Here is a 24,443-nt window from a genome sequence, read left to right as displayed (position 1 = left end):
CACCGGCGCCCTCAGCAGCCTCTGCGGCCTCCTGAGGCGTCTCCGACGCCTCAGACGCACCAGCCCCCGCAGACGCTCCGGCGCCCTCAGACGCTCCGGCCTCGGCCGCAGCCTCCGACCCGGCCGCAGACTCCGACTTCACACCAGACCCCGACTTCGCCCCAGATTCCGACTTCGCCGCAGACTCCGGCGCTGCCGCAGCCTCCGGCTCTTTCCCAGGCTTCGAGTCCGTACCGGCCCCCGATTCCTTCGCCGGCTCGGCCGGCTCCCCGCGGAAGGCGGACAGGCGCGGATCACGTTTGCTCCGCGCCGTCTCCCCCGACGACTGCTTCTTGTCCGACTTGTCGGGGGACTCGCCCGCCACCGATGTCTCCTTCATACGTCGCCACGCCGCCTTGGCCCAGTGTTCCCAAGTGTCCTGTGTCCGCATGGCACCATCTCGTCGCCACGCGTACCGGTAGGCGTCGCACCCCACAGAAAGATGTCGCCTACGTGCAAGACGAGAACGACATACCTACCGGTTCCCTACCGAACCCCCCACGCACCCTCGACAGATGAATGTGAGAGGGGTCACCCTGTCATTCATCCACGCGGGGAGGCATGGATGGGCAGGAGCCGCAGAACAATTCCGGAGGAGCTTCTACTGCTCGCTTTGGACCCGACGACGGGTACCACAGCGCAGCCGCAGTCGCTCGACCTCGGCCTGGCCGGGGCCCAGCTAGTAGAGCTGGCTCTGGCAGGACGGATAGCCCCAGACGGGGATCGTATCGCCGTGGTGATGGCACGGCCGACAGGAGATCCAACTCTGGACTCCGCGCTCGAACTGCTGCGCCGACGCGGCAGTCCGGTGCGCGCGGTCCACTGGATCGGCGGGCCCCGGCTGGGGCTGCGCCAGACCTACCTCACGCACCTGGAACGGTGCGGCATGGTGCATGCCGTGGCGGGACAGATGTGCGGGGTGCTGCCGACGACGCGCTACCAGGCGACGGAGACAGCCATCAGCCGGGAAATCAGGGCCCGGCTGGACAACGCGATCCGCACCGGCGTACCCCCGGACCCGCGGACCGCGGCGCTCGCCGCGCTGGCCCATGCGGTCGGTCTCGGCAAGCATCTGTACCCAGGGAACGAAGGGCGTTCATCGCGCTCCCGTCTCCGGGATCTGATCCGGCACGACCCGATGGGCGGGCTGGTCGCACACGCCGTCATGGATGTGCAGAACGGCGCCGCGGCGCAGCCACGGCGGCCGCAGGCCGCCGTGGCGGGAGCCGTACGGCAACCGGCGGCCCGGGCCTCGGCGGAACCGGCCGGCGCGCCGGGCCAGTCGCGGCACGGCCACGGGCGGATGGCCCGGGTGGGCGCCCGCTGACGCCGTAAGACACCCGGCGGCGACTCACGCGCCACCGCTACACCCACCGCACACCGCACCACGCACCACCGTCCCCACGTCCCGTTCGGGAGCCGCAGCAAGAAGCGCGGGGTGGCGGGCCGGCCTTCTGGACGACGGCCGGCCCGCCACCCCGCGCAGCTGCGCGGGCGCATTTTCCCGATTCCGGCCCCGAATTTCCAACGTGACCACCTTGTCCAGCCATTTGCCAGCGCGACGTGGACCGTTGGTGGCAGTCTGCTGACCAGAAAACAGCAGTACGGAGCCGGAGGTGCACTTAGCGTGGCGTCCAACGTCAACCCCACCGTCAGGCGACGCCGATTGGGCCAGGAGCTGCGCAGGCTTCGCGAGGCCAAAGGCATGACGGCAGAAGAGGTGGCGGACCGGCTGCTCGTCTCGCAGTCGAAGATCAGCAGATTGGAGAACGGTCGTCGCAGCATCAGCCAACGCGATGTCCGCGATCTGTGCGGGGTCTACGAGGTCGAAGACCACCGCATCGTGGATTCGCTGATGCAGATGGCCAAGGATTCACGCCAACAGGGGTGGTGGCACGCCTTCGGCGACATCCCGTACAGCGTGTACATCGGCCTGGAGACCGAGGCCGCCTCGCTGCGGGTGTATGAATCCCTGCTGGTGCCCGGTCTGCTGCAGATGCCCGGCTATGCCGAGGCGGTCATTCCCGGCACGGTCCCCGAGCTGGCATCCGACCATTTGGAGAAGCGCATTCAGGTGCGGATGCGGCGCCAGGACCGGATCAACGATTCCGAGCACCCGTTGCGGCTGTGGGCGGTGCTGGACGAGAGCGCGCTGCGCCGGGTGGTCGGCAGTCACCTGATCATGCGCGAGCAACTGGACCATCTTGTCGAGATGAGCCAATTGCCGCATGTGACGGTCCAGATTCTGCCGTACGACACCGGGGCGCACGCCGGCATGTCGGGAACGTTCTCCATCCTCGAATTCGACGATGCCGCCGATTCCAGCGTGGTGTACATCGAGGGCGTCACCAGCGACCTCTATCTGGAGAAGACCAACGATGTGCACAAGTACACGATCATGTACGAGCATTTGCGCGCACAGGCATTGAGCGCGGAGCAGAGCCGGGAGTTCATCGCTGCCGCGGCGAAATCCCATGCGGATGCCGCGGGGTGAGGCCCGCCGGGGAGAAATAGTACGGAACCGGCATTCCTGCGGGGAGGCTGGCACGGTACACCTGCACCCGCCCCCGTGAATAGGGATCAAGAAATATGCCATTCGGACGGGTGAACGGCCTCTGCGGCTCGTGATGTTGGCGCGTAGCGTCATGACTACCGAATCCGCGGTAACTCAGAGTGAGTTGGAGTGAACATGGCCGTGCAGCCCAATTCCGCATTCTCCTGGACCAAGTCCTCGTACTCCGGTGGCAACGGCGCCTGCGTGGAAATCGCCGTGCCCGCCGTCACCGCTATCGCAGTGCGGGACTCCAAGGACCCCGACGGTCCGCGCCTCACGTTCGACAACTCCTCCTGGAACCGCTTTGTGTCGGACGTCGCCGGTGGCGCGTTCGACCTGGCGTGACCTGAGCCGTCACCGTCCGCGGGTCCGCAGTCCGCAGTCCGCAGATACGAGCCCTCTCGACTGGATCGCCGTCCCGGCCGAGGGGGCTCGGCCATGCCCACGCCTATCCGTGTGCCCTTGTCCCGTCCCTTGCCCTTGTCCCGTCCCTTGGCCTTGCCCCTGCCCCTGCCCTCAGCGCAGCTCGGATACGTACCGGTCCGTCCCGGGCACCGTCGGGATGAACGGCGCCACCAACTCCACCCGGCCCAGCGCCGACTCCGCGACCTCCTCCTCCAGGCCGGCGAAGTGTGCCGCCCAGCCGTCGCGCGGGTCCTGCTGGAGGAACCACAGGAGGGTCAGCCGGGTATCCACCCCCACGACCTGCTTCACATAGGACATCCGGTCCCCCGGCAGCGGGGTCGGCCGGAAGACGGTCACCATCGCCGCCGGTGAACCCGCCAGCCGCCGGGGAAGGTGGCGGGCACACAGCCACTCCACGAGCTCGCCCCGTTGCTCCGGTCCCTCCGTGTCGATCACCTCCAACACCAGCCCGGCGTAGGGGTGGTCCAGCGCATGGAAGTCACGGGGGCCGGCGGCGCCGTCCCGGTAGACCGTCGCCACATGCTCCTGGAAGGCCGTGAAGACGTGCGTACGGTCCTGGTGGACCCGGCCGTCCCGGTTGAGGCGCCGGTTGATGCCGACGGTCCACTTCATGTGCTCGTCGTAACGGCCCTCGGTGAGCCAGTAGGTGGAGAGGTAGCAGCCGGTCGTGACCGGCTGGGCGACGGCGGACTTCTCCGGGCGGCGCAGCAGTTGCAGGTCACGGGTGGCCACCCAGCGGCGGCCGGCGAACATCCACGGCATCGCCATCGCGCCCGCGATGTAGTGATCGTCCTCGTACCAGCGGTTGTAGGCGTGTTCGTGCCCCGGATGCGGTTCGACCATGGTGATCAGCGCATGTCCGGGGCGCACACCGTAGGGGCCGACGGCGGCCAGCTCGGCGTAGGCGGCGGCCCCGGTGTCGGCGCGGACCCCGGTGCCGGCGGCGGTCCCGGTCCCGGCCCCGGTGCCAGACCCGGTGTCGGCAGCGGCTGTATCAGGCGGCGTTCCTTTGCTGTCTGCGGTCATGACAGACAGGTGTAGCTGACGAGGCGTCATATGGGGAGAGGCGGCGCATCCGCGTTACCGGGGCTACCACGTACCGGGTCTACGGGCACTGGCTGTTACGCGGGCACGGCAGCACCCCCGGCCACCCACCATGCGGTCCGCCCCCCACACCGCCGCCCCGGCCCCCTTAGGCTTCCTGCCATCTGCAACTAACGCCGGTTGATCGCAGACACGACCGATGGGAGCCGTCATGCCGGACTCGATCCTTTCCTCCGCGGCCACCGCCGTCCAGGGACTCGCCGCGCGGGTGGCGCGGACCGGCAGCTCGCCCGTACGCGACATCCTGGCGCTCACCGCCCGGCCCGAGGTCATCTCGTTCGCCGGCGGGCTGCCCGCGCCCGAGCTGTTCGACGCGGCGGGCATAGCGGCGGCCTTCCAGCACGTGCTGGCCGAGGAGCCGATGCGTGCCCTGCAGTACTCCACCAGTGAGGGCGATCCGGCGCTGCGTGCGGCAATCGCGGCGCGTACGACCGCACGCGGACTGCCCACCGACGCCGATGACGTGCTGGTGACCACCGGCTCACAGCAGGGCCTGACGCTGCTGGCCACGGCCCTCTTGGAGCCGGGCGACGTGGTGCTGGTCGAGGACCCCTGCTACCTCGCGGCGTTGCAGACCTTCTCCTTCGCCGGCGCCCGGGTGGTGCCGGTGCCGACCGACGACGAAGGGCTCGACCCGGCCGCGCTGGACGAGATCACCGCGCGCGAGCGGCCCAAGCTGCTCTACCTCGTGCCGACGTTCCAGAACCCCACCGGCCGCACCCTGTCCGCCGAGCGCCGGGCCGCGGTCGCCGAGGTCGCCGCCCGGCGCGGGCTGTGGATCGCCGAGGACGACCCGTACGGCGAGCTGCGGTTCGAGGGTGAGCCGGTGCCGTGGGTCGCCTCCTTCCCCGGAGCCGAGGACCGCACGGCGCTGCTGGGCTCGTTCTCCAAGGTGATGGCGCCCGGTCTGCGGCTGGGGTCGGTACGGGCGCCGGCCGCCTTGCGGCGGGCCTGTGTCATCGCCAAGCAGGCCGCCGATCTGCACACCTCGACCGTCGACCAGGCGGCCGCGGCCCGGTATCTGGCGGTCGCCGACCTCGATGCCCATCTGCGGCGGGTGCGCGACGCCTACCGGGCACGGCGGGATGCCCTGGTCGACGGGCTGTCCGGGGCGCTGCCCGGGGGTTCGCGGTGGAACCGGCCGGCCGGCGGCATGTTCGTGTGGGCGACCCTGCCCGAGGGGTACGACGCGACGGCGCTGCTGCCCGAGGTGGTGCGGCATGACGTCGCCTACGTCCCCGGGGCGCCGTTCTTCGCGGGGCCGCCGGATGCGACCGCCGTCCGCCTGTCGTTCGTGACGCACTCCCCGGAGGAGATCCGCGAGGGGCTGGGGCGCCTGCAGAAGGCCCTGGAGGGAGCTCGCCGGGACGGGCGCTCCTGACAGCGGCAGCTCTGGCTTTCCCTGCCCTCCGGACCTAACCTGACGCCCCATCACAAGCGAGCCGCGGGCCCGGCCGGGAGGCACACATGCTGCTGCGGAACAAGACCGTCATCGTCTCGGGTGTGGGGGCCGGGCTCGGCCATCAGGTCGTGGCGGCCTGTGTACGGGACGGCGCCTCGGTGGTGCTGGGCGCCCGTACGGAGGCTAATCTCGCCACGTCGGCCGCGCGGATCGACCCTTCGGGCGAACGTACGGCCTGGCGGGCGACCGATATCGGCGACGAGGCGCAGTGCGAGGCGCTGGCCGCGCTGGCCGTGGAGCGGTTCGGCGGGATCGATGCGGTGGTCCATGTCGCGGCGCTGGACTCGCTCTTCGGAGGCCTGCGGGACGCCGACTTCGACTCCTGGCGCAGCGTCGTGGACGTCAATCTCTTCGGCACCCTGCGGATGACCCGCGCCTGTCTGCCGTCCCTGGTGGCGCGCGGCGGCGGCTCGGTGGTGATGATCGGCACCCAGTCGTCGGTCGCCGCCCCCTCGCAGGTGCAGCAGGCGGCATATGCGGCATCCAAGGGCGGGCTGGTCTCGGCGATGTACTCGCTTGCGCGGGAGCTGGGACCGGACCGGATACGGGTCAACACCGTGCAGCCCGGGTGGATGTGGGGCCCGCCGGTGCAGGCGTACGTCACGTTCCAGGCGCACAGCGAAGGCGTTCCGGAAGCGGACGTGCTGGGCCGGCTGACGGAGCAGATGGCGCTGCCCGAGCTGGCGACGGACGCGGACGTGGCCGAGTGTGCGGTCTTCCTGGCCTCCGACCGGGCGCGTGCCATCACCGGACAGTCGCTGCTGGTCAACGCGGGGGAGCTGATGCGGTAGCGGCCCCGCCCCTCCGCAGGACGCCCCTCCGCAGGACGCCCCTCCGCAGGACGCCCCTCCGCGGGCCGCACCACCGTGCCCGCGCCCCGGCCGGTCCGTCTCCGGTACGGGCGGTCAGGCCAGAGGGTGCGGCCGGTCAGGCCCGCGGGTACCGGGCGAGCCACCCCGGCGAGGAGCCGGCCGGGCCGTGCAGCGCGGGCCCCTGCGTCATCTCCATCGAGAAGTCGTCGGCCAGCTGCAGCATCGTCTCCCGGCCCTCCAGCTCGACCAGCCACACCGGCGGCAGCGCCGTCTCACCGTGCAGCGTCCCCAGCAGGTTGCCGCAGATGGCACCGGTGGAATCGCTGTCCCCGCTGTGGTTGACGGCGAGCAGCAGGCCGTGCCGGACGTCCTCGGCGACCAGTGCGCAGTACACGCCGATCGCCAGCGCTTCCTCGGCCGTCCAGCCCGCACCCAGCGACTCCACCCGGGCGGGTGTCGGCATGCCCTGCCGTACGGCGCCGAGCGCGCGCTTGAGGGCGTCGGTGGTCTCCTCGTGGCCCGGGCGGGTGGCCAGATGCGCCAGCGCCTTCTGCACGGCACCGTCGAGGTCTTCGCCGCGGGCCAGCGAGTGGCTGATGACCGCGAAGGCGCCGGCCGCCAGATAGCCGGTGGGGTGGCCGTGCGTCTGCGCCCCGCACTCGGCGGCGAGCTGGAAGACCAGTTGCGGCTCCCAGCCGACCAGCAGGCCGAACGGCGCGGAGCGCATCACCGCGCCGCAGCCCTTCGAGTCCGGGTTCTTGGGTGCTTCGAGGGTGCCCATCACCTCGTCGCCGAGGCCGCTCAGGCAGGCCCGGCCGGGCGCCCGGCGGGAGTACAGCCACTCCTCGCGGGCGAGCCAGCCGTCGTCCTTCTTGCGCTCGTCCGGGCCCCAGTCGCGCTGGGTGGCGGCCCAGCGCAGATAGGCGCGGTGGACGTCGGTGGGCGGATGCCAGGCGCCGGTGTCGCGGCGCACCTGGGCCCGGATCAGCCCGTCCACGGTGAACAGGGTCATCTGGGTGTCGTCGGTGACCGCGCCGCGCCGCCCGAAGGCGGGTACGAAATCGGCCACGCCTTCCTGGCCGTGCGCCGTGCGGATCGCGTCGAGCGAGTCGAATTCGATACCGGCACCGAGCGCATCGCCGATGGCGCCGCCGAGCAGACAGCCGCGTACCCGGCTACGGAAGTCCTGCTGTTCCGTGCGCCCCCAGATGGCGCCGCCTCCCGCTGCGCTCACTGCGCCTCCCGAAGCTCACGACGTTCGGGGGCCTAGCAGAGGCCCCCCGAGGCAGCACTGTAATCGTTCAGGATTGATCAATTTTCGGCCAGGAGGGTAATGCGAATAGTCACTCACAAGGAGGCTTTTGGCCGGTACGGTCCCGATCAGCACCATCCGGCCTCCCCGGCCGTCCGCCTCGCCTCCGGAGAATCCGCATGGCATTGCGCTGCGCCGTACTCGACGACTACCAGGACATCGCCCTCTCGATGGCCGCCTGGTCCTCCCAGGCGGGCGCCGTGGACGTCCGTACGCTGCGGCGGCCCCTCGGTTCCGAGGACGAGGTGGTGGCGGCGATCGGCGACTGCGGGATCGTGGTCGCGATGCGCGAGCGCACCCCGTTCCCCGCCTCGCTCCTGGCCCGGCTGCCCGCCGGCCACCCGCCGCGCACCCTCCCGAACGTGCTCGCCCTCCCCCACCTCGGCTATGTCACCCGCCGCAACTACGAGGGCTACTTCCGGCAGGCCGTCGAGGACATCACCGCCTTCCCGGCGGGCAGCCCGGTCCGGGAACTGGGCTGACACCGGGCGGGCGGCAGCGGCGGCGCAGGGGCCGGCGGACGGCAGGGGCCGCCCGGCCACAGGGGGGCAACCGTTCGATCATGGCGGCGGTGCCCGCTGGGCATGCTGTCCCCATGTCCGAGTACGAGTGGGATCGCACCACCATGGCCGTTGTCGCCTCCGCGCTCTCCGGGGACAGCGACGGCGCGGTGGAACTCCTCCGGCCGCTCCCCCAGAGCGATGTCTGCCATATCGCGGTACGGCTCGCCGCGATGGCCGCCGACGCGCTGATCGTCGCCGCCCAGGACAGCGGAGGCGACCGCGAGGAGGCACTGTCGCAGTGGCAGCAGTGCATCCTGCAGCACGAGGCCGAGTACGAGGGCGAGGGCGAGGGCCAGGGCCAGGGCCAGGGCGAGTGAAGGCCCGGCCGACCGGCCGGTGACCGGGCCGCGGGCCACCGCCGTACTGCCGCGGCCCTCCGTTCCGGCCGATCGCCCCGGCCGCCCGTTCTAGTCGGCCAACGGCAGCAGCTCCGGGAGATGGCCGTCCGAAGCGAGGGCGGCGGCCCGGCGTTCTTCGGTGACCGGGGCGTACGTCGTGGTGCGGGGGCGGGCCGGGCGGCCGGCCCGGTCGGCGATGGCGATGAGGTCCTGGATGGAGCGGTAGGAGCCGTAACTCGAGCCCGCCATCCGGGAGATGGTCTCCTCCATCAGCGTGCCGCCGAGGTCGTTGGCACCGGAGCGGAGCATTTCGGCCGCGCCTTCGGTCCCGAGCTTGACCCAGCTGGTCTGGATATTGGTGATGTGCGGGTGCAGCAGCACTCGGGCCATCGCCGTCACCGCGCGGTTGTCGCGCGTGGTGGGGCCGGGGCGGGCGATGCCGGCGAGGTAGACGGGGGCGTTGGTGTGGATGAAGGGGAGGGTGACGAACTCCGTGAAGCCGCCCGTCTCCTGCTGGATCTGTGCCAGCAGGCGCAGGTGGCCCAGCCAGTGGCGCGGCTGGTCGACATGGCCGTACATCATCGTCGAGGACGAGCCGATCCCCAGCTCATGGGCGGTCTTGATGACCTCGACCCAGGTGGCGGTGGGCAGCTTGCCCTTGGTGAGGATCCAGCGGACCTCGTCGTCGAGGATCTCGGCCGCGGTGCCGGGAATGCTGTCCAGCCCGGCGGCCTTGGCCTCGGTGAGCCACTCCCGGATGGACAGGCCCGTGCGCGTCGCGCCGTTGACGACCTCCATGGGCGAGAAGGCGTGCACATGCATACCGGGGACGCGTTCCTTCACGGCGCGCGCGATGTCGAAGTACGCCGTGCCGGGCAGGTCGGGGTGGATGCCGCCCTGCATGCACACCTCCACCGCCCCAACGTCCCAGGCCTGTTGGGCGCGGTCGGCCACCTGGGAGAGGGAGAGGGTGTAGGCGTCGGCGTCGGTGCGGCGCTGGGCGAACGCGCAGAAGCGGCAGCCGGTGTAGCAGACGTTGGTGAAGTTGATGTTCCTGGTGACGATGTAGGTGACGTCGTCACCCACGGTGTCGCGCCGTAGGTGGTCGGCGAGGGTGCAGAGGGCGTCCAGGGCGGGGCCGTCGGCGTGCAGCAGCGCCAGCGCCTGGGCGTCGGTGAGCTGGGTGGGGTCGTCGGCGGCCTGCGACAGGGCCTGCCGTACGTCGGCTTCGATGCGCTCCGGTGCCATCCCCGGGGCGGCGGCCTCCCGCAGCGCCTCCCAGTCGCCGTAGACCTCGTCGAAGTCGTCGCGGCGGTCGGCGGTGCGGCCTTCGGTGTCGATGGTGTGGTGCAGGTCCGTACGGCCCGAGGAGATCATCGTGAAGCCCTCGTCGGGCTCCTGCCAGGGGCGGCCCACCACGGGGGCGTCCTCCACGGCCAGGCCCGTCTCCGGGTCGGCGAGCGCCCGTACATGGGGCAGCAGGCGGGGGTCGAGCCAGGGCTCACCGCGCTGAAGGAACTCCGGGTAGATGGGGAGCCGTTCCCGCAGCTCGAACCCGGAGGCGGCGCAGCGCTCGGTCAGCTCGTCGATCTGCGGCCAGGGGCGCTCGGGGTTCACATGGTCGAGGGTCAGCGGGGAGACGCCGCCCCAGTCGTCGATCCCGGCGTCGATGAGCAGCGCGTACTCGCCGTCGACGAGGTTGGGCGGCGCCTGGATGCGCGTCGAGGGGCCCATGATGTGCCGGGCCACCGCGATGGTCGCGGCCAGCTCCTCCAGCTCGGCGTCCGGCATGCCGCGCATCGCCGTGTCCGGCTTGGCGCGGAAGTTCTGCATGATCAGCTCTTGGATGCCGTGGTACGCGCGCTGGATTCGGCGCAGCGCGAACAGGGACTCGGCACGCTCCTCGTACGTCTCGCCGATGCCGATGAGCAGTCCGGTGGTGAAGGGGACGTTGGAGCGTCCGGCGTCCTCCAGGACGCGCAGCCGGACGGCCGGTTCCTTGTCGGGCGATCCGTAGTGGGGACCGCCGGGCTCGCTCCACAGCCGCTCGGCGGTCGTCTCCAGCATCATCCCCAGAGACGGGGCGACGGGCTTGAGCCGCTGGAAGTCCGTCCAGGACAGCACCCCGGGGTTGAGGTGCGGCAGCAGACCGGTCTCCTCCAGGACGCGGATCGCCATGGCACGGACATACGAGAGCGTGTCGTCGTAGCCATGCGCCTCCAGCCACTCGCGGGCCTCGGGCCAGCGGTCCTCCGGCTTGTCGCCCAGGGTGAAGAGGGCTTCCTTGCAGCCCAGTTCGGCGCCGCGGCGGGCGACGTCCAGCACCTCGTCGGGCGACATGAACATCCCGTGGCCGTCGCGGCGCAGCTTGCCGGGGACGGTGACGAAGGTGCAGTAGTGGCACTTGTCCCGGCACAGGCGCGTCAGGGGGATGAACACCCCGCGGGAGTACGTGATGACCCCGGGGCGGCCGGCGGCCTCCAGGCCGGCATCCCGCACCCGGGCCGCGGAGGCACACAGGTCCGTGAGGTCCGCGCCGCGCGCCTGCAGCAGCACCGTGGCCTCGCCGGCGTCCAGCGCCACACCGTCGCGGGCCCGCTTGAGCGCACGGCGCATCGCGTTGGCCGTCGGCCGTCCCTGGGAGGCGGGCCCGGAGGCCCTTTCGTGGTCGGTCCCTTGGTCCGATGCCTGGTCAGGTCCCTGCACGCTGGAAGTCATCCTCCGAGGATACGAGCGCCCACCGACAGCGCCGCCGCCGGAGATCGAGTGGCCGATGTGCCACTGATCACTCCGGCCCGTGGTTCCGTCCGGGCGCGGAAGGGGCACTTCCCGGCGGCGGCACCGGGCACGCCTGCACAGCGGCGGCCCCCGGCACGCCTACATGCCGGCCAGCAGCTCGTCGGAGTACGTCCTGGTCAGGAACTCCATGTTGTGGCCGTCGGGGTCGCTGAGGTAGAGGCCGCGGCCACCGTCCCGGGTGTTGATCTCCTGTGGCCTGGTGTGCATGGGGTCGGCCCAGTAGGAAAGCTCCCGCTCCTGTAGGCGGTCGAAGATCGCGTCGAACTCGCCCTCGGACACCAGGAACGCGTAGTGCGTGGGGACGAACTCGCCGTTGGCGACGTGCTCGGCGTAGTCGAGGGTCACTCCGTTGTCGAGTTTGAGGGCCGCGAAGGGACCGTAGGCCTTGGGCTCGGGCGCGCCGAGCAGACCGGCCAGGAACCGGGCGGAGGCGAAACGGTCCTTGCTGTGCACGATCGTGTGGTCGAGGCGAGGCATGGGATCTCCTTGATCTCTCTGGCCGGACGATCAACGTGTCCCCTGATCCGCTGATCCGCCGAAGCGGCGCGGGCCATCGGCCTCTTTGGCCTACCGGCTTCCCTGGCCCATCGGCTTCCCTGACCCATCGGCCTCTTTGGCCTATCGGCCTTCATGGACCACTGATCGCCTTGGCCCGCTGACCGCCTTGGGCCGCTGACCGCCTCGGACCACGGATCTTCCGGGACCGTTGATCTTCCTGGCCGTTCACCGTTCTCTCCGGGCCGCCGGTCTGCGGAGAGATCCGCGGCCCTTCACCTTCGACGCTACGACTGCGGAGGCCGCCGCGGATCGTTCTCCGGTACCGGCCCGGGCGGGAGGCGGTACACCGCTGGTCCTAGGCCTGGTCCGAGGCCGCCGCCGGCTGCCGGCCGGCAGCCGGCCGGAAAAAGGGCCTCCCCCGGGGCCCGTGCGCCATCCCCTCCGTTCCGCCATCCCCTCCGTTCCGCCATCCCCTCCGTTCCGTCCTCCGCTCCGCCGTCCGTCACCCCTCCCGCACGCCGCGCTCCCCTGGGTCACCCGTCACAGGTACTGCGCGAAGTCGTCCAGTGTCCGCAGTACCTCGGCCTCCCCGGCCGGCGGCAGTTGCAGCACCACCTCCTGCACGCCCAGCTCGCGATAGTGCGCCAGCTTCCCGGCCGAGGGCTGGACCGCGTAGGGCACCACCACCGGCTCGCCCGTGCGCCCGGCGTCCGACCATGCCTGCCGTAGTACCGGAACGGTCTCCGTCAGCCCGCGGCCGCCGATCGGCAGCCACCCGTCGGCGTACTCGGCGATCTGCCCGAAGAGCTTGGGGCCGGCCGAGCCGCCGAGGAGGGTGCGCGGCGCGCCGTGCAGCGGCTTGGGGTGGGCGAGGGAGGCCCGTACGGACCCGAATGCCCCCTGATACGCGGTCGGTTCCTCGGCCCACAGGGCGCGCATCAGCGCCACCCGGTCTCGGGTCAGCTCCCGCCGGGTCGACCACTCGACGCCGTGGTCGGCGGCCTCCTCGACGTTCCAGCCGTAGCCGATGCCAAGGGTGAAACGGCCACCGGAGAGGAAGTCGAGGGTCGCGATCTGCTTGGCGAGGTCGACCGGGTCGTGCTGGGCGACGAGGGTGATGCCGGTGCCGAGGGCGAGCCGTTCGGTGACCGCGGCGGCCTGGCCGAGCGCGATGAACGGGTCGAGGGTACGGCCGTATTCACGGGGCAGCGGCTCGCCCATGGGGGCGGGCGTGTCCCGGCTGGCGGGGATGTGGGTGTGCTCGGGGAGATAGAGGCCGGCGAAACCGCGCTGCTCCAGCTCGCGGCCCAGCCGGTCCGGCCGGATCGTCTCGTCGGTCAGGAAGATCGTGGTCGCGATCCGCATGCGGGAACACCTCCGTGTCGGGCGGGTGAGTGACCGCATGGTGCCTCACCGCCCGGTGGTTATCCACAGGCCTTTCGCTCTCCGCCACACGCGCGTACAACAGTTTTCACGCGGTGCAACGAGCCGGCCGCGCAGCGGAACGAGGGGACCGCGGGTGGTACGGACGGGCACGACAGGCGCTGGTACGGGCCCGAGACGGCACGACGGGCGGCGGAGGGGGCGGGGGTTGAGATGGAACGACGCGACGTTCTGAGACTTTCGGCGGTTGCGGGCGCGACGGGCGCGTTTACGCTCGGACGTGTGAGCTTCGCCGACGCCACACCCGCTGCCGGGCAGCCCGGAGGCGGGCAGTCCGGCAGCGGGCAGTCCGAAGGCGGGCCGGGCGAGCAGACCCGGCGGGTGTCCGGTTATCTGCCCACGGGCGCGCCGGACTTCGTGTATCTGCCGGTCGAGGTGCCGCACGGCGTCCGCGAGATCGCCGTTGCCTACCAATACGACAAGCCCACCGTCCCCGAGGGCACCCCCGGCAACGCCTGTGACATCGGCATCTTCGACGAGCGGGGCACGGGCCTCGGCGGCGCCGGCTTCCGCGGCTGGTCGGGCGGGGCGCGTGCGGAGTTCTTCCTGCGCGCCGACGAGGCCACCCCCGGGTATCTGCCGGGCCCCGTCAACGCCGGCACCTGGCATATCGCCCTGGGGCCGTACACGGTCGCGCCGCAAGGGCTCTCCTACGACGTCACGGTCACCTTGCGGTACGGCCCCCCGGGGCACACCCCGGCACCCGTCCATCCGCCCGAGCGTGCCCGGGGCCGGGGCCGTGCCTGGTACCGCGGCGACAGCCATCTGCACTCCGTGCACTCCGACGGCAAACGCACTCCCGCCGAGATCGCCGCGCTGGCCCGCGCCGCGGGGCTGGACTTCCTCAACACCTCCGAGCACAACACCACCTCCGCACACCGCGCCTGGGACGGTCTGTGGGGCGACGACCTGCTGATCCTGACCGGCGAGGAGGTCACCACCCGCAATGGGCACGTGGTGGCGATGGGCACCGATCCCGAGGTCTTCATCGACTGGCGCTACCGGGCCCGCGACAATGCCTTCGGGAAATACGCGCGCGCCATCCGGCGGGCCGGCGGCCTGGTCATCCCGGCGCATCCGCACGCCACCTGCATCGGCTGCCACTGGAAGTTCGGGCTGAACGAAGCCGATGCGGTGGAGGTCTGGAACGGCCCGTACACCCCCGATGACGAGATCACCCTCGCCGAATGGGACAACACCCTCGTCGCACACACCCGTGGCCGGGCGGACTGGCTGCCGGCCGTCGGCCACAGCGACGCCCACCGCGACCCCGATGTGGTGGGACTGCCGCAGACCGTGGTGCTCGCCGACGATCTCTCGCGCCGTGCGCTGCAGGAGGGCATCCGGGCGGGACGGGTCTGGATCGCCGAGTCGTCGAAGGTCGATCTGGCCTTCTCCGTCACCGGTGAGCGCGGCGAACACGCCGGGATCTCCGAGCGCCTGGAGGTCCCCCGTACGGCAAAGGTCACGGCCCATCTGAAGGTCTCCGGCGCCCCGGGCTGCACGGTCTCCTTCCTCACCGACCAGGGGCGCCTGTACTCCACCCCACTCCCCGCCTCGGGCAGCGGCACCGTCACCTGGCAGACCACGCCCGACTACGCCGCCTACATACGCGCGGAAGTCCGCCACCCCGCGACGACAGCGGGCCTGCCGGGCCCCATGGCGGCCATGACCAACCCGGTCTTCCTGGGCCGCTGGGGCTGAGGAAGGCCAGGACACGGCGAGGGGCCGGGCCGGGCACGGCGACCGGGCAGAAGACCGCCGGGTGCCGACGTAGCTTGGCGGGGGATCCTGATCGGCCGTGGCGAAGCATCATCAGCCGCGGTAGTCAGGCTCGGTCGCGGCCATCAGGCTCAGCCGCGGAAACTTGATCAAGTCTGGGAGGGGCATTCATGCGTGCCATGCAATTCGAGCGGTTCGGTGATCCGGAAGTCCTGACGGAGGCCGAGGTACCGGACCCGGTGGCGGGGTCGGGCGAAACCCTGGTCGAAGTGGAGGCCGCGGGCGTCAACTTCGGCGACATCAAGCACATCGCGGGCGAACACACCGAGGGTCCGTACGCGCCGAAGGGGCCGTTACCGCACATCCCCGGCATGGAGGTCGTCGGCCGGACCACGGACGGCCGACGGGTCCTCGGCTACGTCCGCCAGGGTGGCTACGCCGCCAAGACGGTTGTCGCCGACCGCGATCTGGTCACCATGCCACCGGGCGTGAGCGCGGGCGCGGCGCTGGCTCTGCTCGTGCAGGGTTTGACGGCGTGGCATCTGCTGCGGTCGGTCGCCCGCGTACGGCCCGGCGAGAGCGTCGTCGTCCATGCCGCCGCGGGCGGGACGGGCAGCCTCGCCGTCCAACTGGCCCGGGAGTTCGGAGCCGGACGCATCATCGCCACCACGTCGTCCGACGAGAAGCGCGCCTTCGCCCTCGAACTCGGCGCGGACGCGGCAATCGACGGCGAGGCGGAGGGCTACAAGGAGCGGGTTCTCGATGCCAATCAGGGGCGCCCGGTCGACATCATCCTGGACGCCATAGGTGGCCCGGTCCTCGACTCCGCGGTGGACGCACTCGGGTACCTCGGGCGACTGGTCACGTACGGCGCCTCGTCCCGGCAGGCGGCCTCGGCCATCGCACCGGGCCGGCTCGCGGTGCGGAGCATCGGCATCGCCGGCTTCTGGATCACCCCGCTCCTTGCCCGAAACGGGGTCGGAGGTGCGGCACTTGAGGAGTTGCTCGACCTCACGGCGCAGGGACGCCTGCGGCCGCTGGTCGGCGCGGAGTACGACCTCGCGCGTGCTCGCGACGCGCACGAGGATCTGCTCGGCCGCCGCACGAAGGGCAAATTGGTCCTCCGCCCTTGATGGCCGACCCTTTTGCGCCCTCGTCCAGAAGTCCGTGCGTCTACGCCGAGCAGGACCGGCACCCACCGCGGCCGCGGCAGCCCGGGTCTGCCGGCCCGACCTGTGGCGGGCCGGTTCTCACTCGCCGGCGGGGTGACGCAGCCAGGCGACGGTGCCATCAGGTGGGCGACGGGTGCCATCAGGTGGGCCGAGAACGGCTCGACGGTTGCCGGTGTCACCCATTCCTTCGGTGAGCCCGGCTTCCGATTTGACCGTATTGAGTTCCACCGGCCATGTGACCATTCAGTGAACTTCCCCGGGAGATTCCGAAACCTTGTGATCATGCGGCAGATTGGCGCTGCGCGTTGACGGCGGGCGTTGTTACGGTCGGCGCATTGAGTTCTCCACGCAAACGCGTGGAAATGCACCGACGTGCGGGGGGATAAACCGGATGGACAATACATTCCGCCAGGAGCTGGAACAGTTCCAGAGTTACACCGCCGAGCTCCAAGGCATGCTTTCCGGTCTGCAAGGAAGCCGCCCCGAAAGGGCGGAAGCATCGGACGCACAGGGTGCAGTGCGGGTCAGGGTGAGCGGTGACGGACTCCCGCAGGAAATAACGGCCGCCTCGGACTGGGGGAAGCGTTGCAAGTCCGGCGGTCTCGGCATGGCCGTGGTCGAGGCTGCCCGCAATGCACACTCCGAACTCATGGACACCTGGTCACAGAATCTTCCCAGTGGCCCCTGGGACGCAGGCCCGGGAATGGGAAATGTGGGCGGCGCCCCGGCGTCTCGCACCGGGACAACCGGGACCTCCGCCCCGGAGGAGCGGGACACCCGGTACGTGATTTCCCGTCCGCTGGACCAGCTCGTGGAAGATGCCATCTCCTCTCTGAGTTCCGCGGGCAACTTCGACACCGCTCTCGACCAGGAAGCGCCGGCGTCGGGATCGGATCCAGCCGGCCGCGTGACGATCACCCTCACCCCCGCGTCCCTCACATCGTGTGACGTGGAAGCGGGTTGGGCCGCAAACGCATCGGTGACCCAGATCAACCGGGCCCTCGGTGAGGCGCTTGCTGATGCGCGTTCCGCCCTGGCCCACAGCAGCGTTTCCGAGCAGGCAGAGGGAGAAGGGCGCAAGCTCGACGGCCTGATCGACGAAGCGATGGCCGCCCTCAGCGACCCCAGGCGCCTCAACAACCTCTGACAGGAGCACGCTCGTGGTGAATCCCGATATCAAGGCGGTCACCCATGTGCTGCGCTCCGAAGCGCGCATGTGGGATGAACAGAGCGACGCTCTGGGAAAGCTGCACCATGCAGTGGAGGGGCTGCGCATCAGCCGGCTTGAAGCAGGCATATTCCAGCTCGTGTTTTCGGCTTACGAGACCGCGGTCGACGAGATATCTGACCGATGCAAGGAAGGTCAGCAGCGCACGCAGGAAATAGCCGACGCCCTCATCAAGAACGCGACGGCCTACGATAACCAAGAAGAAGAAACAAAGGCGCATGTCGAGGGAACATACTGAACAGGGGGCGGCATGACTACCTTCAGCCTTTCGCAGTATCAGGCTCTGACCCAAGAGCTGAAGTCCGGCGTGAACAAGCTGTCGCAAAAGAAAGAGGAACTTGTTCCGACGGCACAGAAGGCGGGCAATGAATGGCACATGCCCCAGAAAATAGCCGATGCCCTCATGTGGATCGCCGAGAAGATGAAGGAATGTGCGAAATGGGTGATCGAAAAGATTGAGGACGCACTGAAGGCCGCGGCGGCCCCCATCACTCTTTTCCAGATCTCAACCGACTGGGTTGACAAGATCAAGACCCCCGCATCGGCAGTGCAGGGGCAGACGGACTGGAAGGCCCTGCAGGCTCCCCGCCACTGGAAAGGGGAGGCAGCCGACCTCTACCTGGCATCGGTGCGGGGACAGTCCCCGGCCGCGGGGCGGATCGCGACGATCGCGGACCAGGTGTCCTTGTCCTGCACGATCTGCGCCTCCACCGGGCTCGCGTTCTACGTCGCGATGGCAGGAATCCTGACGAAGGCCATCGTGGGTACGGTTGCGGCCCTCGGCGCGCTGATGACCGGGTTCGGCGCTCCCGTCGCTGCCGGGATCTTCCTGGAAGAAGCGGCGGTTAACGGCGCGACCGCAGGCGCAGCGGTCCTGGCGGCGCTCGGAGTCCTGGGAACCCAGGTCGAGGAACTGAACCGCGTCAAGGGCCAGGCGAAGGACGTCAGCGACTACCCCGGCCCCCCTGTTGGCCAATGGCCCAAGGGCACGGCGTGAGCAGGCGCGTACCGAAGCGCGTATATCCGTTCGCGGTAGTGCTGATGCTTCTGGGGGCGGGTGGGCTCTGCGCATCGGTGGCGCTCGCGGTCAATGGGTATCGTGCGCCGAATGCCCTCTTTCTGATCTCCTTCGTCCCGCTCATGGCGGGCCAGATGTACAACCACTACAGGCGAAGGCACGACTGGTTCCACCGAACGTTCCGCACGTACGAGAACTTCCGCGCGGAGGTGATCGAGGAGGTGCGTCAGGTGAGGTGCGAGAAGGGTGATGCGGCGATCGTGCGGCATCTGAGGAACCTGTACCCGCACCTCCCAATGCCTGTGATCACACGGCTGATCAAAGAACTCTGACCCGGTACCAGCCGGTGGAGGGCAGCGCCGGCACACCGGCCGGCGCTGCCGACAGGCCCGCTCTCAGCCCGGCCAGACAATCGCCTGCCACTCGCTGTACGCATGCAGCGCGTACGAGCCCACATCCCGCCCGACCCCGCTGCGCTTGAAACCCCCGAAGGGCGCTTCCATGTTGCGGCCCACCGTGTTCACCCCCACCCCGCCGGCCCGCAGTTGCCCGGCCACCCGGAAGGCGCGGGCGGTGTCGCCGGACCATACGTAGTCGATGAGCCCGTAGTCGCTGTCGTTGGCGAGGGCCACCCCCTCGTCCTCCTCGTCGAAGGGCACCACCACGACGACCGGACCGAAGATCTCCTCGCGGACGACCCGCATATCGGGGGTGCAGTCGGCCAGCAGCGTCGGCGCGACGTAGAAGCCGCGCTCCGGAACGGACGGCCGTGCGCCACCCGCCACGACCCGTGCGCCTTCCTTCCTGCCCAGCTCCACATACGACTCGACCCGGTCGCGGTGCGCGGCCGAGATCACCGGCCCGACGACCGTCCCCTGCGCACGGGGATCGCCGACCCGGAGCTGTCCGATGTAGCGCGTCAGCCGCTCGACCAGCGCCTGGTACACCCCTCTCTGCACGATCACCCGCGTCGGCGCCGTACAGATCTGCCCGCTGTAGAAGGAGTAGGTGGTGCCGATACCGGCCACCGCCGAGTCCAGGTCCGCGTCGTCGAAGACCACCGCGGCGCCCTTGCCGCCCAGCTCCATGAGCTGGCGTTTCATCCCTCGGCCGCACACCTCGGCGATGCGCTGCCCGACGGCCGTGGAGCCGGTGAAGCTCACCATGTCCACGTCCGGCGAGTCCACGGCTGCCTCACCGGCCTCCGCGGAAGCGCCGCTCACCACATTCACCACTCCCGGTGGCGCGCCTGCCTCCGCCAGCGCAGCCGCCATCCGGTACACCGACAGCGGGTCCTGCGGGGCGGGCTTGACGACAACGGTGTTGCCCATCGCCAGCGCCGGGGCGATCTTGCCCGCCGGGTTCGCCCACGGGTTGTTGTACGAGGTGATGCAGGTGACGACGCCGACGGGCCGGCGTACGGCGAGTGCCCCCAGCACGGCCGCCCGCCCGGCCGGGCCCGCCTCGTTGATCTGCGGAGGCAGCCCCTGCTCGACCGGCTCCAGCGCCCCCTTCGCATACCGCCGAAAGCGCGCCACCCCCACCGCGACCTGCATCCCGCGCGCGGTCCGGGTCGTGGCCCCGCTCTCCGCCTGCGCCAGCTCGGCGTGCGCCGCGAAGTCGCGCTGCATCACCTCAGCGGCCCGGTCGAGAATCGCGGCACGCTCCTGCGGCGAGGTGCGCGACCAGGGCCCGAACGCCTCGCGCGCCGCGGCCGCCGCCTCGTACACCTGCGCCCGGCTCGCCTCGGGCGCGAGCCCGACGACCGCCTCCACCGCCGGGTCGACGACCTCGTAGTGACCGCCGTCGGGCTCGACCCACTCACCACCGATGAACAGGCGTTCCGAGGCCGTCACGTGGCACTCACCGCGCCCATGGTCCCTTTGTCCCCACCATGCCCTTCGACCACGGCCACTTGACGCCGACCGCGCGCCTGACCCCGCCCCGGCTTGGACCCCATCCCCGTCACATGGCACGCATCGCCCCCATGCGCCGGGTCCATCACCCCCGTCACTTCGTACTCACCGTCCTCGTGTCCCGGCCCGACCGCAGCACGGTCCCCGGCACCGCACCGGTGACCAGGTCGTTGCGGATCGTCTCGACGCCGTTGACCCACACCGCGTTGATGCCGACCGCCCGGGAGTCCAGCCGCGGGCTGTCGCCGGGCAGATCGTGGACGAGCGTGGCCTTGCCCGCGTCGATCCGCTCCGGGTCGAAGAGCACGAGGTCGGCATGCCAGCCCTCCTCGATGCGTCCGCGCTCCCGCAGCCCGAAGAGCTGTGCGGGGTCATCGGTGAGCATCTTCACCGCCTGCTCCAGGCCCACCAGCTTCCTGCCGCGCAGGCAGTCGCCGAGGAAGCGCGTCGTGTAGGGCGCACCGCACATCCGGTCCAGATGCGCGCCCGCGTCCGAGCCGCCCAGCAGCACGTCCTCGTGCTGCCAGGTCTCGGCGCGCAGCGCCCAGGAGGCCGGGTCGTTGTCGGTGGGCATCGGCCACAGCACCGTCCGCAGCCGGTCGTTGGCGCAGATCTCGACCATGCAGGCGAAGGGCTCCAGGCCGCGCTCGGCCGCGATGTCCTGGACGACGCGCCCGGTCAGGCCCTCGTTCTCCGGGGAGTAGGTGTCCCCGATGACGTACCGGCCGAAGTCGGTGAGCCGCCGGAAGACACCCGCCTCCTTGCTCTCCGCGCGCCGCAGCATCTCGTCCCGTACGCCGGGTTCGCGGAGCTTCGCGAGGCGTTCGGGTACCGGCAGGCCCAGGATCTCGCCCCAGCCGGGGATGAGGTTCAGGGCGCAGAAGGTGCCCAGGGACATGTTCATGGGGGTGAGGATCGGCATCGTCAGGGCCACGATCCGGCCGCCGGCCTCCCGGGCCCGCTCGCTCGCCATCAGCTGGCGCGGCACCCGTGCGGGCACCGCCGCGTCGATCGTCAGCACGTTCCAGTTCAGCGGCCGGCCGGCCGCCGCGCTCATCGCCACCAGCAGCTCGATCTCGTCGTCGCCGAACTGGTCGAGGCAGCCCGCCACGATCGCCTCGATCTGGGTGCCCTCGTGCGCGGCGACGGCCCGCGACAGCGCGAGCAGTTCCTCCGGTCCGGCGTGCCGGGAGGCGACCGGCTTCCCGTCGCCGTCGGAGTGGGTGGAGGACTGCGTGGTGGAGAAGCCCCAGGCCCCGGCCTCCATCGCCTCGTGGAAGAGCGCCAGCATCTCTTCCAGCTGCCCTGCTGTCGGCTGCCCGCCGATGGCGTCCGGGCCCATGACGTACCGCCGCAGTGCGCAATGGCCCACCATGAAGCCCGCGTTGACGGCGATCCGCCCTTCCAGCGCGTCCAGGTAGTCGCCGAACGAGCTCCACGTCCAGGGGGCGCCCTCTTCGAGTGCCACCAGGGACATGCCCTCGACCTTGGACATCATCCGGCGGGTGTAGTCGGCGTCGTCGGGCCGCCCGGGGTGCAGCGGTGCCAGGGTGAAACCGCAGTTGCCGCCCGCCACGGTCGTCACCCCGTGGTTGAGCGAGGGGGTGGCGTACGGGTCCCAGAACAGCTGCGCGTCGTAGTGGGTGTGCGGATCGACGAAGCCGGGGGCGAGGACGAGACCGGTCGCGTCTTCGCTCGTCCTCGCCTCCTCGATGCCGGTGCCGGAGCCGGTCCCGGAGCCGGAGCCCGAGCCGGTGCCGATCCCGGAGCCGATACCGCCTCCGGCTCCCGTTCCGGACGGGGCGATGACGGCGATTCGGCCGTCACGGATGCCGACATCGGCGGTGTACGAGGGCGTTCCCGTGCCGTCCACAACGGTCGCGCCCTTGATCAGGTGGTCGAGCATGGGCGGTGCATCCCCTTCCCCTGGGCGGTAATTCCGCGGGTTCAGCTGCCTGCGGCCTGACGGAACCGGGTCGTCCGGTGCACCGGATCCGTGTCGATCTTCGGGATCACGTGTTCGCCGATGAGCTTGACCGTGTTCATCGTGTCCTCGTACGAGATCCCGATCGGCAGCCCGAAGCTCAGCTGGTCGGCGCCGGCCTGCTCCCAGCGCTTGCACTGCCCGAGCACCTCGTCCGGGTCGCCGCAGATCATCAGCTCCTCGGCGATCAGCAGCTCGATGAGCTCGGCGGTGTAGTCCGGCAGCAGCTCGGGCCACTCGGGGATGCCGTCGGGCCGCGGGAAGGTGTCGTGGTAGCGGAAGACCAGCGACTGGAGGTAGTTGAGCCCCCCGCCCACCGCGATCTCCACCGCCTTGTCGTGCGTCTCGGCACAGATCGCGGTCGAGGTCACCATCACGTTGTCGTTGACGAAGCCGCCGACCGGCTCGGCCTCCCTGATCGCCGTCTTGTACTGCTCCAGCACCCACTCCATGTCGGAGACCTTCTGCACGCTGAAGCCGAGGACGCCCAGCCCCTTCTTCGCCGCCATGGCGTACGAGGACGGCGAGCCTGCCGCGTACCACATCGCCGGGTGCGCGGCCCCGTACGGCTTCGGGAAGATCTTCCGCGGCGGCAGCTGCCAGTGTTTGCCCTGGAACCCGACGTACTCCTCCTGGAGCCACATCTTCGGGAACTCGGCGATGGTCTCTTCCCAGATCTCCTTGGTGTGGTTCATATCGGTGATGCCCGGGAGGAACCCCAGGATCTCGTGGCTGCCGGCGCCCCGCCCGCTGCCGAACTCGAAGCGGCCCTCGCTGAGATGGTCGAGCATGGCGACCTTCTCGGCGACCTTGACGGGGTGGTTGACCTGCGCGAGCGGGTTGAAGATTCCGGATCCCAGATGGATCCGCTCGGTCGCGTGGGCCAGATACCCCAGAAAGACGTCATTGGCGGAGAGGTGCGAGTACTCCTCCAGGAAGTGGTGCTCGGACGCCCAGGCGTACTTGAAGCCGGACTTGTCGGCCTGGATGACGTACTCGGTCTCCTCCATCAGCGCCTTGTGCTCCGCGAGCGGATCGGTCTCGGCCCGCTTGCCCACGTATCCCTGTACAAAGAGCCCGAATTCCAAGGAGGTTCACCGTCCCCTGAGCCATTCGCCATTTCTGACGTACCGTCAGATTCGATGTGCCGACTGTTCCACCGCGCACGAGGAGCGTCAATAGCCGCTTCCCCGCAAGCTGATGCACCGTCAGGACAGGCTGACCCCCGCCAGCCAGCCACCGTCGACGACGAACGGCTGCCCGGTGATGTACGACGAGTCCTCGCACGACAGGAAGAGCGCCAGCTTGGCGACCTCCTCCGGCCGGCCGATCCGGCCCAGCGGCACCAGCTTCCGGTAGAGCTCGTCCACGGCCCGCTTCGACTCGGCGGGATCGGCACTCGGGTCCAGTGCCGCGGGGTTGGTCATCGGAGTGTCCACGGCCCCCGGGCACACCGCGTTGACCCGGATCTTCCCGGCCGCCAGCTCCACCGCGGCGACCCGGGTGAGCCCGAGGACCGCATGCTTGGTCGCGGCATACGCGCCGACGAAGGCCATACCCGTCAGCGCCGTGTACGAGGCCGTATTGACGATCGTCCCGCCGCCCGCCGCCTCGATCTCCGGCGCCACCGTACGGATCCCGAGGAAGCAGCCGACCTGGTTGACCTGCACGACCTGCTGGAACTCCGCCAGCGGCGTCGACACCAGCTCATTGAAACGGAGAATTCCCGCGTTGTTGACCAGCCCGTCGATCTTCCCGAAGGCGTCCTTGGCAGCGCCGGCGGCCGCCTCCCAGTCCGCCTCCCGCGTCACATCCAGATGGACGAAGCGGGCCCGGTCCTCCCCCAGCTCCTCGGCAAGCGCCTCACCCTGCGCGTCGAGCACATCCCCGAGCACCACCTTCGCGCCCTCCGCGGCGAACAGCCGCGCCTCCTGCTCACCCTGCCCGCGCGCCGCACCCGTCACGATGACAACCCGCCCGTCGAGCTTGCCCATGCCTGCACTCCTTAGCTGGTGAGTACGTCGCCGCCGGTCCGACCCGTCGGCCGTGAGCG

Annotated in this window: 22 protein-coding genes; 13 read left to right on the top strand and 9 right to left on the bottom strand. The window is 70.2% G+C overall.

Annotation, left to right across the window (positions count from 1 at the left end):
- The first annotated feature begins 604 nt into the window (after positions 1-604).
- The 3 genes from ACGFR7_RS30900 to ACGFR7_RS30890 all read left to right on the top strand — a co-directional run bounded on the left by ACGFR7_RS30900 (position 605) and on the right by ACGFR7_RS30890 (position 2,938).
- Entirely contained in the window at positions 605-1,366 is a 762-nt protein-coding gene (locus ACGFR7_RS30900) for a GPP34 family phosphoprotein (RefSeq protein ID WP_393325552.1), read from the top strand.
- Between the two features lie 300 nt (positions 1,367-1,666).
- Positions 1,667-2,533 carry a helix-turn-helix domain-containing protein gene (locus ACGFR7_RS30895; RefSeq protein WP_393325550.1) on the top strand — a complete coding sequence of 289 codons (867 nt, stop codon included), beginning with the start codon at positions 1,667-1,669 and terminating at the stop codon, positions 2,531-2,533.
- Positions 2,534-2,728: 195 nt separating this feature from the next.
- Positions 2,729-2,938 carry a DUF397 domain-containing protein gene (locus tag ACGFR7_RS30890; RefSeq protein ID WP_350251512.1) on the top strand — a complete coding sequence of 70 codons (210 nt, stop codon included), beginning with the start codon at positions 2,729-2,731 and terminating at the stop codon, positions 2,936-2,938.
- A 171-nt stretch (positions 2,939-3,109) separates the two neighbouring features.
- Here the strand turns inward: ACGFR7_RS30890 and ACGFR7_RS30885 are convergent, their stop codons facing one another.
- A complete protein-coding gene (locus tag ACGFR7_RS30885; RefSeq protein ID WP_393325548.1) occupies positions 3,110-4,045 on the bottom strand; it encodes a hypothetical protein in 936 nt (311 codons plus the stop codon).
- 229 nt (positions 4,046-4,274) lie between these two features.
- On the opposite strand from ACGFR7_RS30885, the gene ACGFR7_RS30880 reads away from it, so the two are divergent.
- Positions 4,275-5,504: a PLP-dependent aminotransferase family protein gene (locus ACGFR7_RS30880; RefSeq protein WP_393325546.1), complete on the top strand. Its 1,230-nt coding sequence runs from the start codon at positions 4,275-4,277 to the stop codon at positions 5,502-5,504.
- An 86-nt stretch (positions 5,505-5,590) separates the two neighbouring features.
- Positions 5,591-6,376 carry an SDR family oxidoreductase gene (locus ACGFR7_RS30875; RefSeq protein ID WP_393325543.1) on the top strand — a complete coding sequence of 262 codons (786 nt, stop codon included), beginning with the start codon at positions 5,591-5,593 and terminating at the stop codon, positions 6,374-6,376.
- Between the two features lie 136 nt (positions 6,377-6,512).
- On the opposite strand, the gene ACGFR7_RS30870 is transcribed toward ACGFR7_RS30875, so the two are convergent.
- On the bottom strand, positions 6,513-7,631 hold the full coding sequence (locus ACGFR7_RS30870; RefSeq protein ID WP_393325542.1) for an ADP-ribosylglycohydrolase family protein: 1,119 nt from the start codon (positions 7,629-7,631) through the stop codon (positions 6,513-6,515).
- A 197-nt stretch (positions 7,632-7,828) separates the two neighbouring features.
- On the opposite strand from ACGFR7_RS30870, the gene ACGFR7_RS30865 reads away from it, so the two are divergent.
- Complete coding sequence (locus ACGFR7_RS30865) at positions 7,829-8,191, top strand: hypothetical protein (RefSeq protein WP_393325540.1); 363 nt, start codon at positions 7,829-7,831, stop codon at positions 8,189-8,191.
- A 113-nt stretch (positions 8,192-8,304) separates the two neighbouring features.
- Positions 8,305-8,589: a hypothetical protein gene (locus ACGFR7_RS30860; RefSeq protein ID WP_393325538.1), complete on the top strand. Its 285-nt coding sequence runs from the start codon at positions 8,305-8,307 to the stop codon at positions 8,587-8,589.
- Between the two features lie 90 nt (positions 8,590-8,679).
- Here ACGFR7_RS30860 and ACGFR7_RS30855 read toward each other — a convergent pair whose 3' ends face one another.
- From ACGFR7_RS30855 to ACGFR7_RS30845, 3 genes are all read right to left on the bottom strand, one after another.
- The gene (locus tag ACGFR7_RS30855; RefSeq protein WP_393325536.1) at positions 8,680-11,328 is read right to left on the bottom strand and encodes a bifunctional FO biosynthesis protein CofGH; all 2,649 of its coding nucleotides are present in this window, start codon (positions 11,326-11,328) and stop codon (positions 8,680-8,682) included.
- Between the two features lie 159 nt (positions 11,329-11,487).
- Positions 11,488-11,886: a VOC family protein gene (locus ACGFR7_RS30850; protein ID WP_393325534.1), complete on the bottom strand. Its 399-nt coding sequence runs from the start codon at positions 11,884-11,886 to the stop codon at positions 11,488-11,490.
- A gap of 561 nt (positions 11,887-12,447) precedes the next feature.
- Positions 12,448-13,272 carry a TIGR03619 family F420-dependent LLM class oxidoreductase gene (locus ACGFR7_RS30845; RefSeq protein WP_393325532.1) on the bottom strand — a complete coding sequence of 275 codons (825 nt, stop codon included), beginning with the start codon at positions 13,270-13,272 and terminating at the stop codon, positions 12,448-12,450.
- 231 nt (positions 13,273-13,503) lie between these two features.
- On the opposite strand from ACGFR7_RS30845, the gene ACGFR7_RS30840 reads away from it, so the two are divergent.
- From ACGFR7_RS30840 to ACGFR7_RS30815, 6 genes are all read left to right on the top strand, one after another.
- A complete protein-coding gene (locus tag ACGFR7_RS30840; protein WP_393325530.1) occupies positions 13,504-15,054 on the top strand; it encodes a CehA/McbA family metallohydrolase in 1,551 nt (516 codons plus the stop codon).
- A 188-nt stretch (positions 15,055-15,242) separates the two neighbouring features.
- Positions 15,243-16,205: a zinc-binding alcohol dehydrogenase family protein gene (locus ACGFR7_RS30835; RefSeq protein WP_393325528.1), complete on the top strand. Its 963-nt coding sequence runs from the start codon at positions 15,243-15,245 to the stop codon at positions 16,203-16,205.
- Between the two features lie 430 nt (positions 16,206-16,635).
- Positions 16,636-17,391 (top strand): hypothetical protein, encoded by a 756-nt coding sequence (locus ACGFR7_RS30830; protein ID WP_393325527.1) that lies wholly within the window; start codon positions 16,636-16,638, stop codon positions 17,389-17,391.
- Positions 17,392-17,404: 13 nt separating this feature from the next.
- A complete protein-coding gene (locus tag ACGFR7_RS30825) occupies positions 17,405-17,710 on the top strand; it encodes a hypothetical protein (protein ID WP_393325525.1) in 306 nt (101 codons plus the stop codon).
- A gap of 12 nt (positions 17,711-17,722) precedes the next feature.
- Positions 17,723-18,469, top strand: coding sequence for a hypothetical protein (locus ACGFR7_RS30820; RefSeq protein ID WP_393325523.1), 747 nt, complete (start codon positions 17,723-17,725; stop codon positions 18,467-18,469).
- Complete coding sequence (locus ACGFR7_RS30815) at positions 18,466-18,822, top strand: hypothetical protein (RefSeq protein ID WP_393325522.1); 357 nt, start codon at positions 18,466-18,468, stop codon at positions 18,820-18,822. Before ACGFR7_RS30820 ends, ACGFR7_RS30815 begins: the two co-directional genes overlap by 4 nt.
- 63 nt (positions 18,823-18,885) lie before the next feature.
- Here the strand turns inward: ACGFR7_RS30815 and ACGFR7_RS30810 are convergent, their stop codons facing one another.
- The 4 genes from ACGFR7_RS30810 to ACGFR7_RS30795 form a co-directional block, all read right to left on the bottom strand.
- Positions 18,886-20,346 carry an aldehyde dehydrogenase family protein gene (locus ACGFR7_RS30810; RefSeq protein ID WP_393325520.1) on the bottom strand — a complete coding sequence of 487 codons (1,461 nt, stop codon included), beginning with the start codon at positions 20,344-20,346 and terminating at the stop codon, positions 18,886-18,888.
- A 154-nt stretch (positions 20,347-20,500) separates the two neighbouring features.
- Entirely contained in the window at positions 20,501-22,312 is a 1,812-nt protein-coding gene (locus ACGFR7_RS30805) for an amidohydrolase family protein (protein ID WP_393325518.1), read from the bottom strand.
- A 41-nt stretch (positions 22,313-22,353) separates the two neighbouring features.
- Positions 22,354-23,478, bottom strand: a complete 1,125-nt coding sequence (locus ACGFR7_RS30800) for an LLM class flavin-dependent oxidoreductase (RefSeq protein WP_328386221.1) — start codon at positions 23,476-23,478, stop codon at positions 22,354-22,356.
- A 120-nt stretch (positions 23,479-23,598) separates the two neighbouring features.
- Positions 23,599-24,384 carry an SDR family NAD(P)-dependent oxidoreductase gene (locus ACGFR7_RS30795; RefSeq protein ID WP_393325516.1) on the bottom strand — a complete coding sequence of 262 codons (786 nt, stop codon included), beginning with the start codon at positions 24,382-24,384 and terminating at the stop codon, positions 23,599-23,601.
- Positions 24,385-24,443 lie beyond the last annotated feature (59 nt).

The sequence above is a fragment of the Streptomyces sp. NPDC048516 genome (assembly GCF_043199875.1).
Taxonomy (GTDB): domain Bacteria; phylum Actinomycetota; class Actinomycetes; order Streptomycetales; family Streptomycetaceae; genus Streptomyces.
This window is presented reverse-complemented; position numbering and strand designations above follow the sequence as displayed.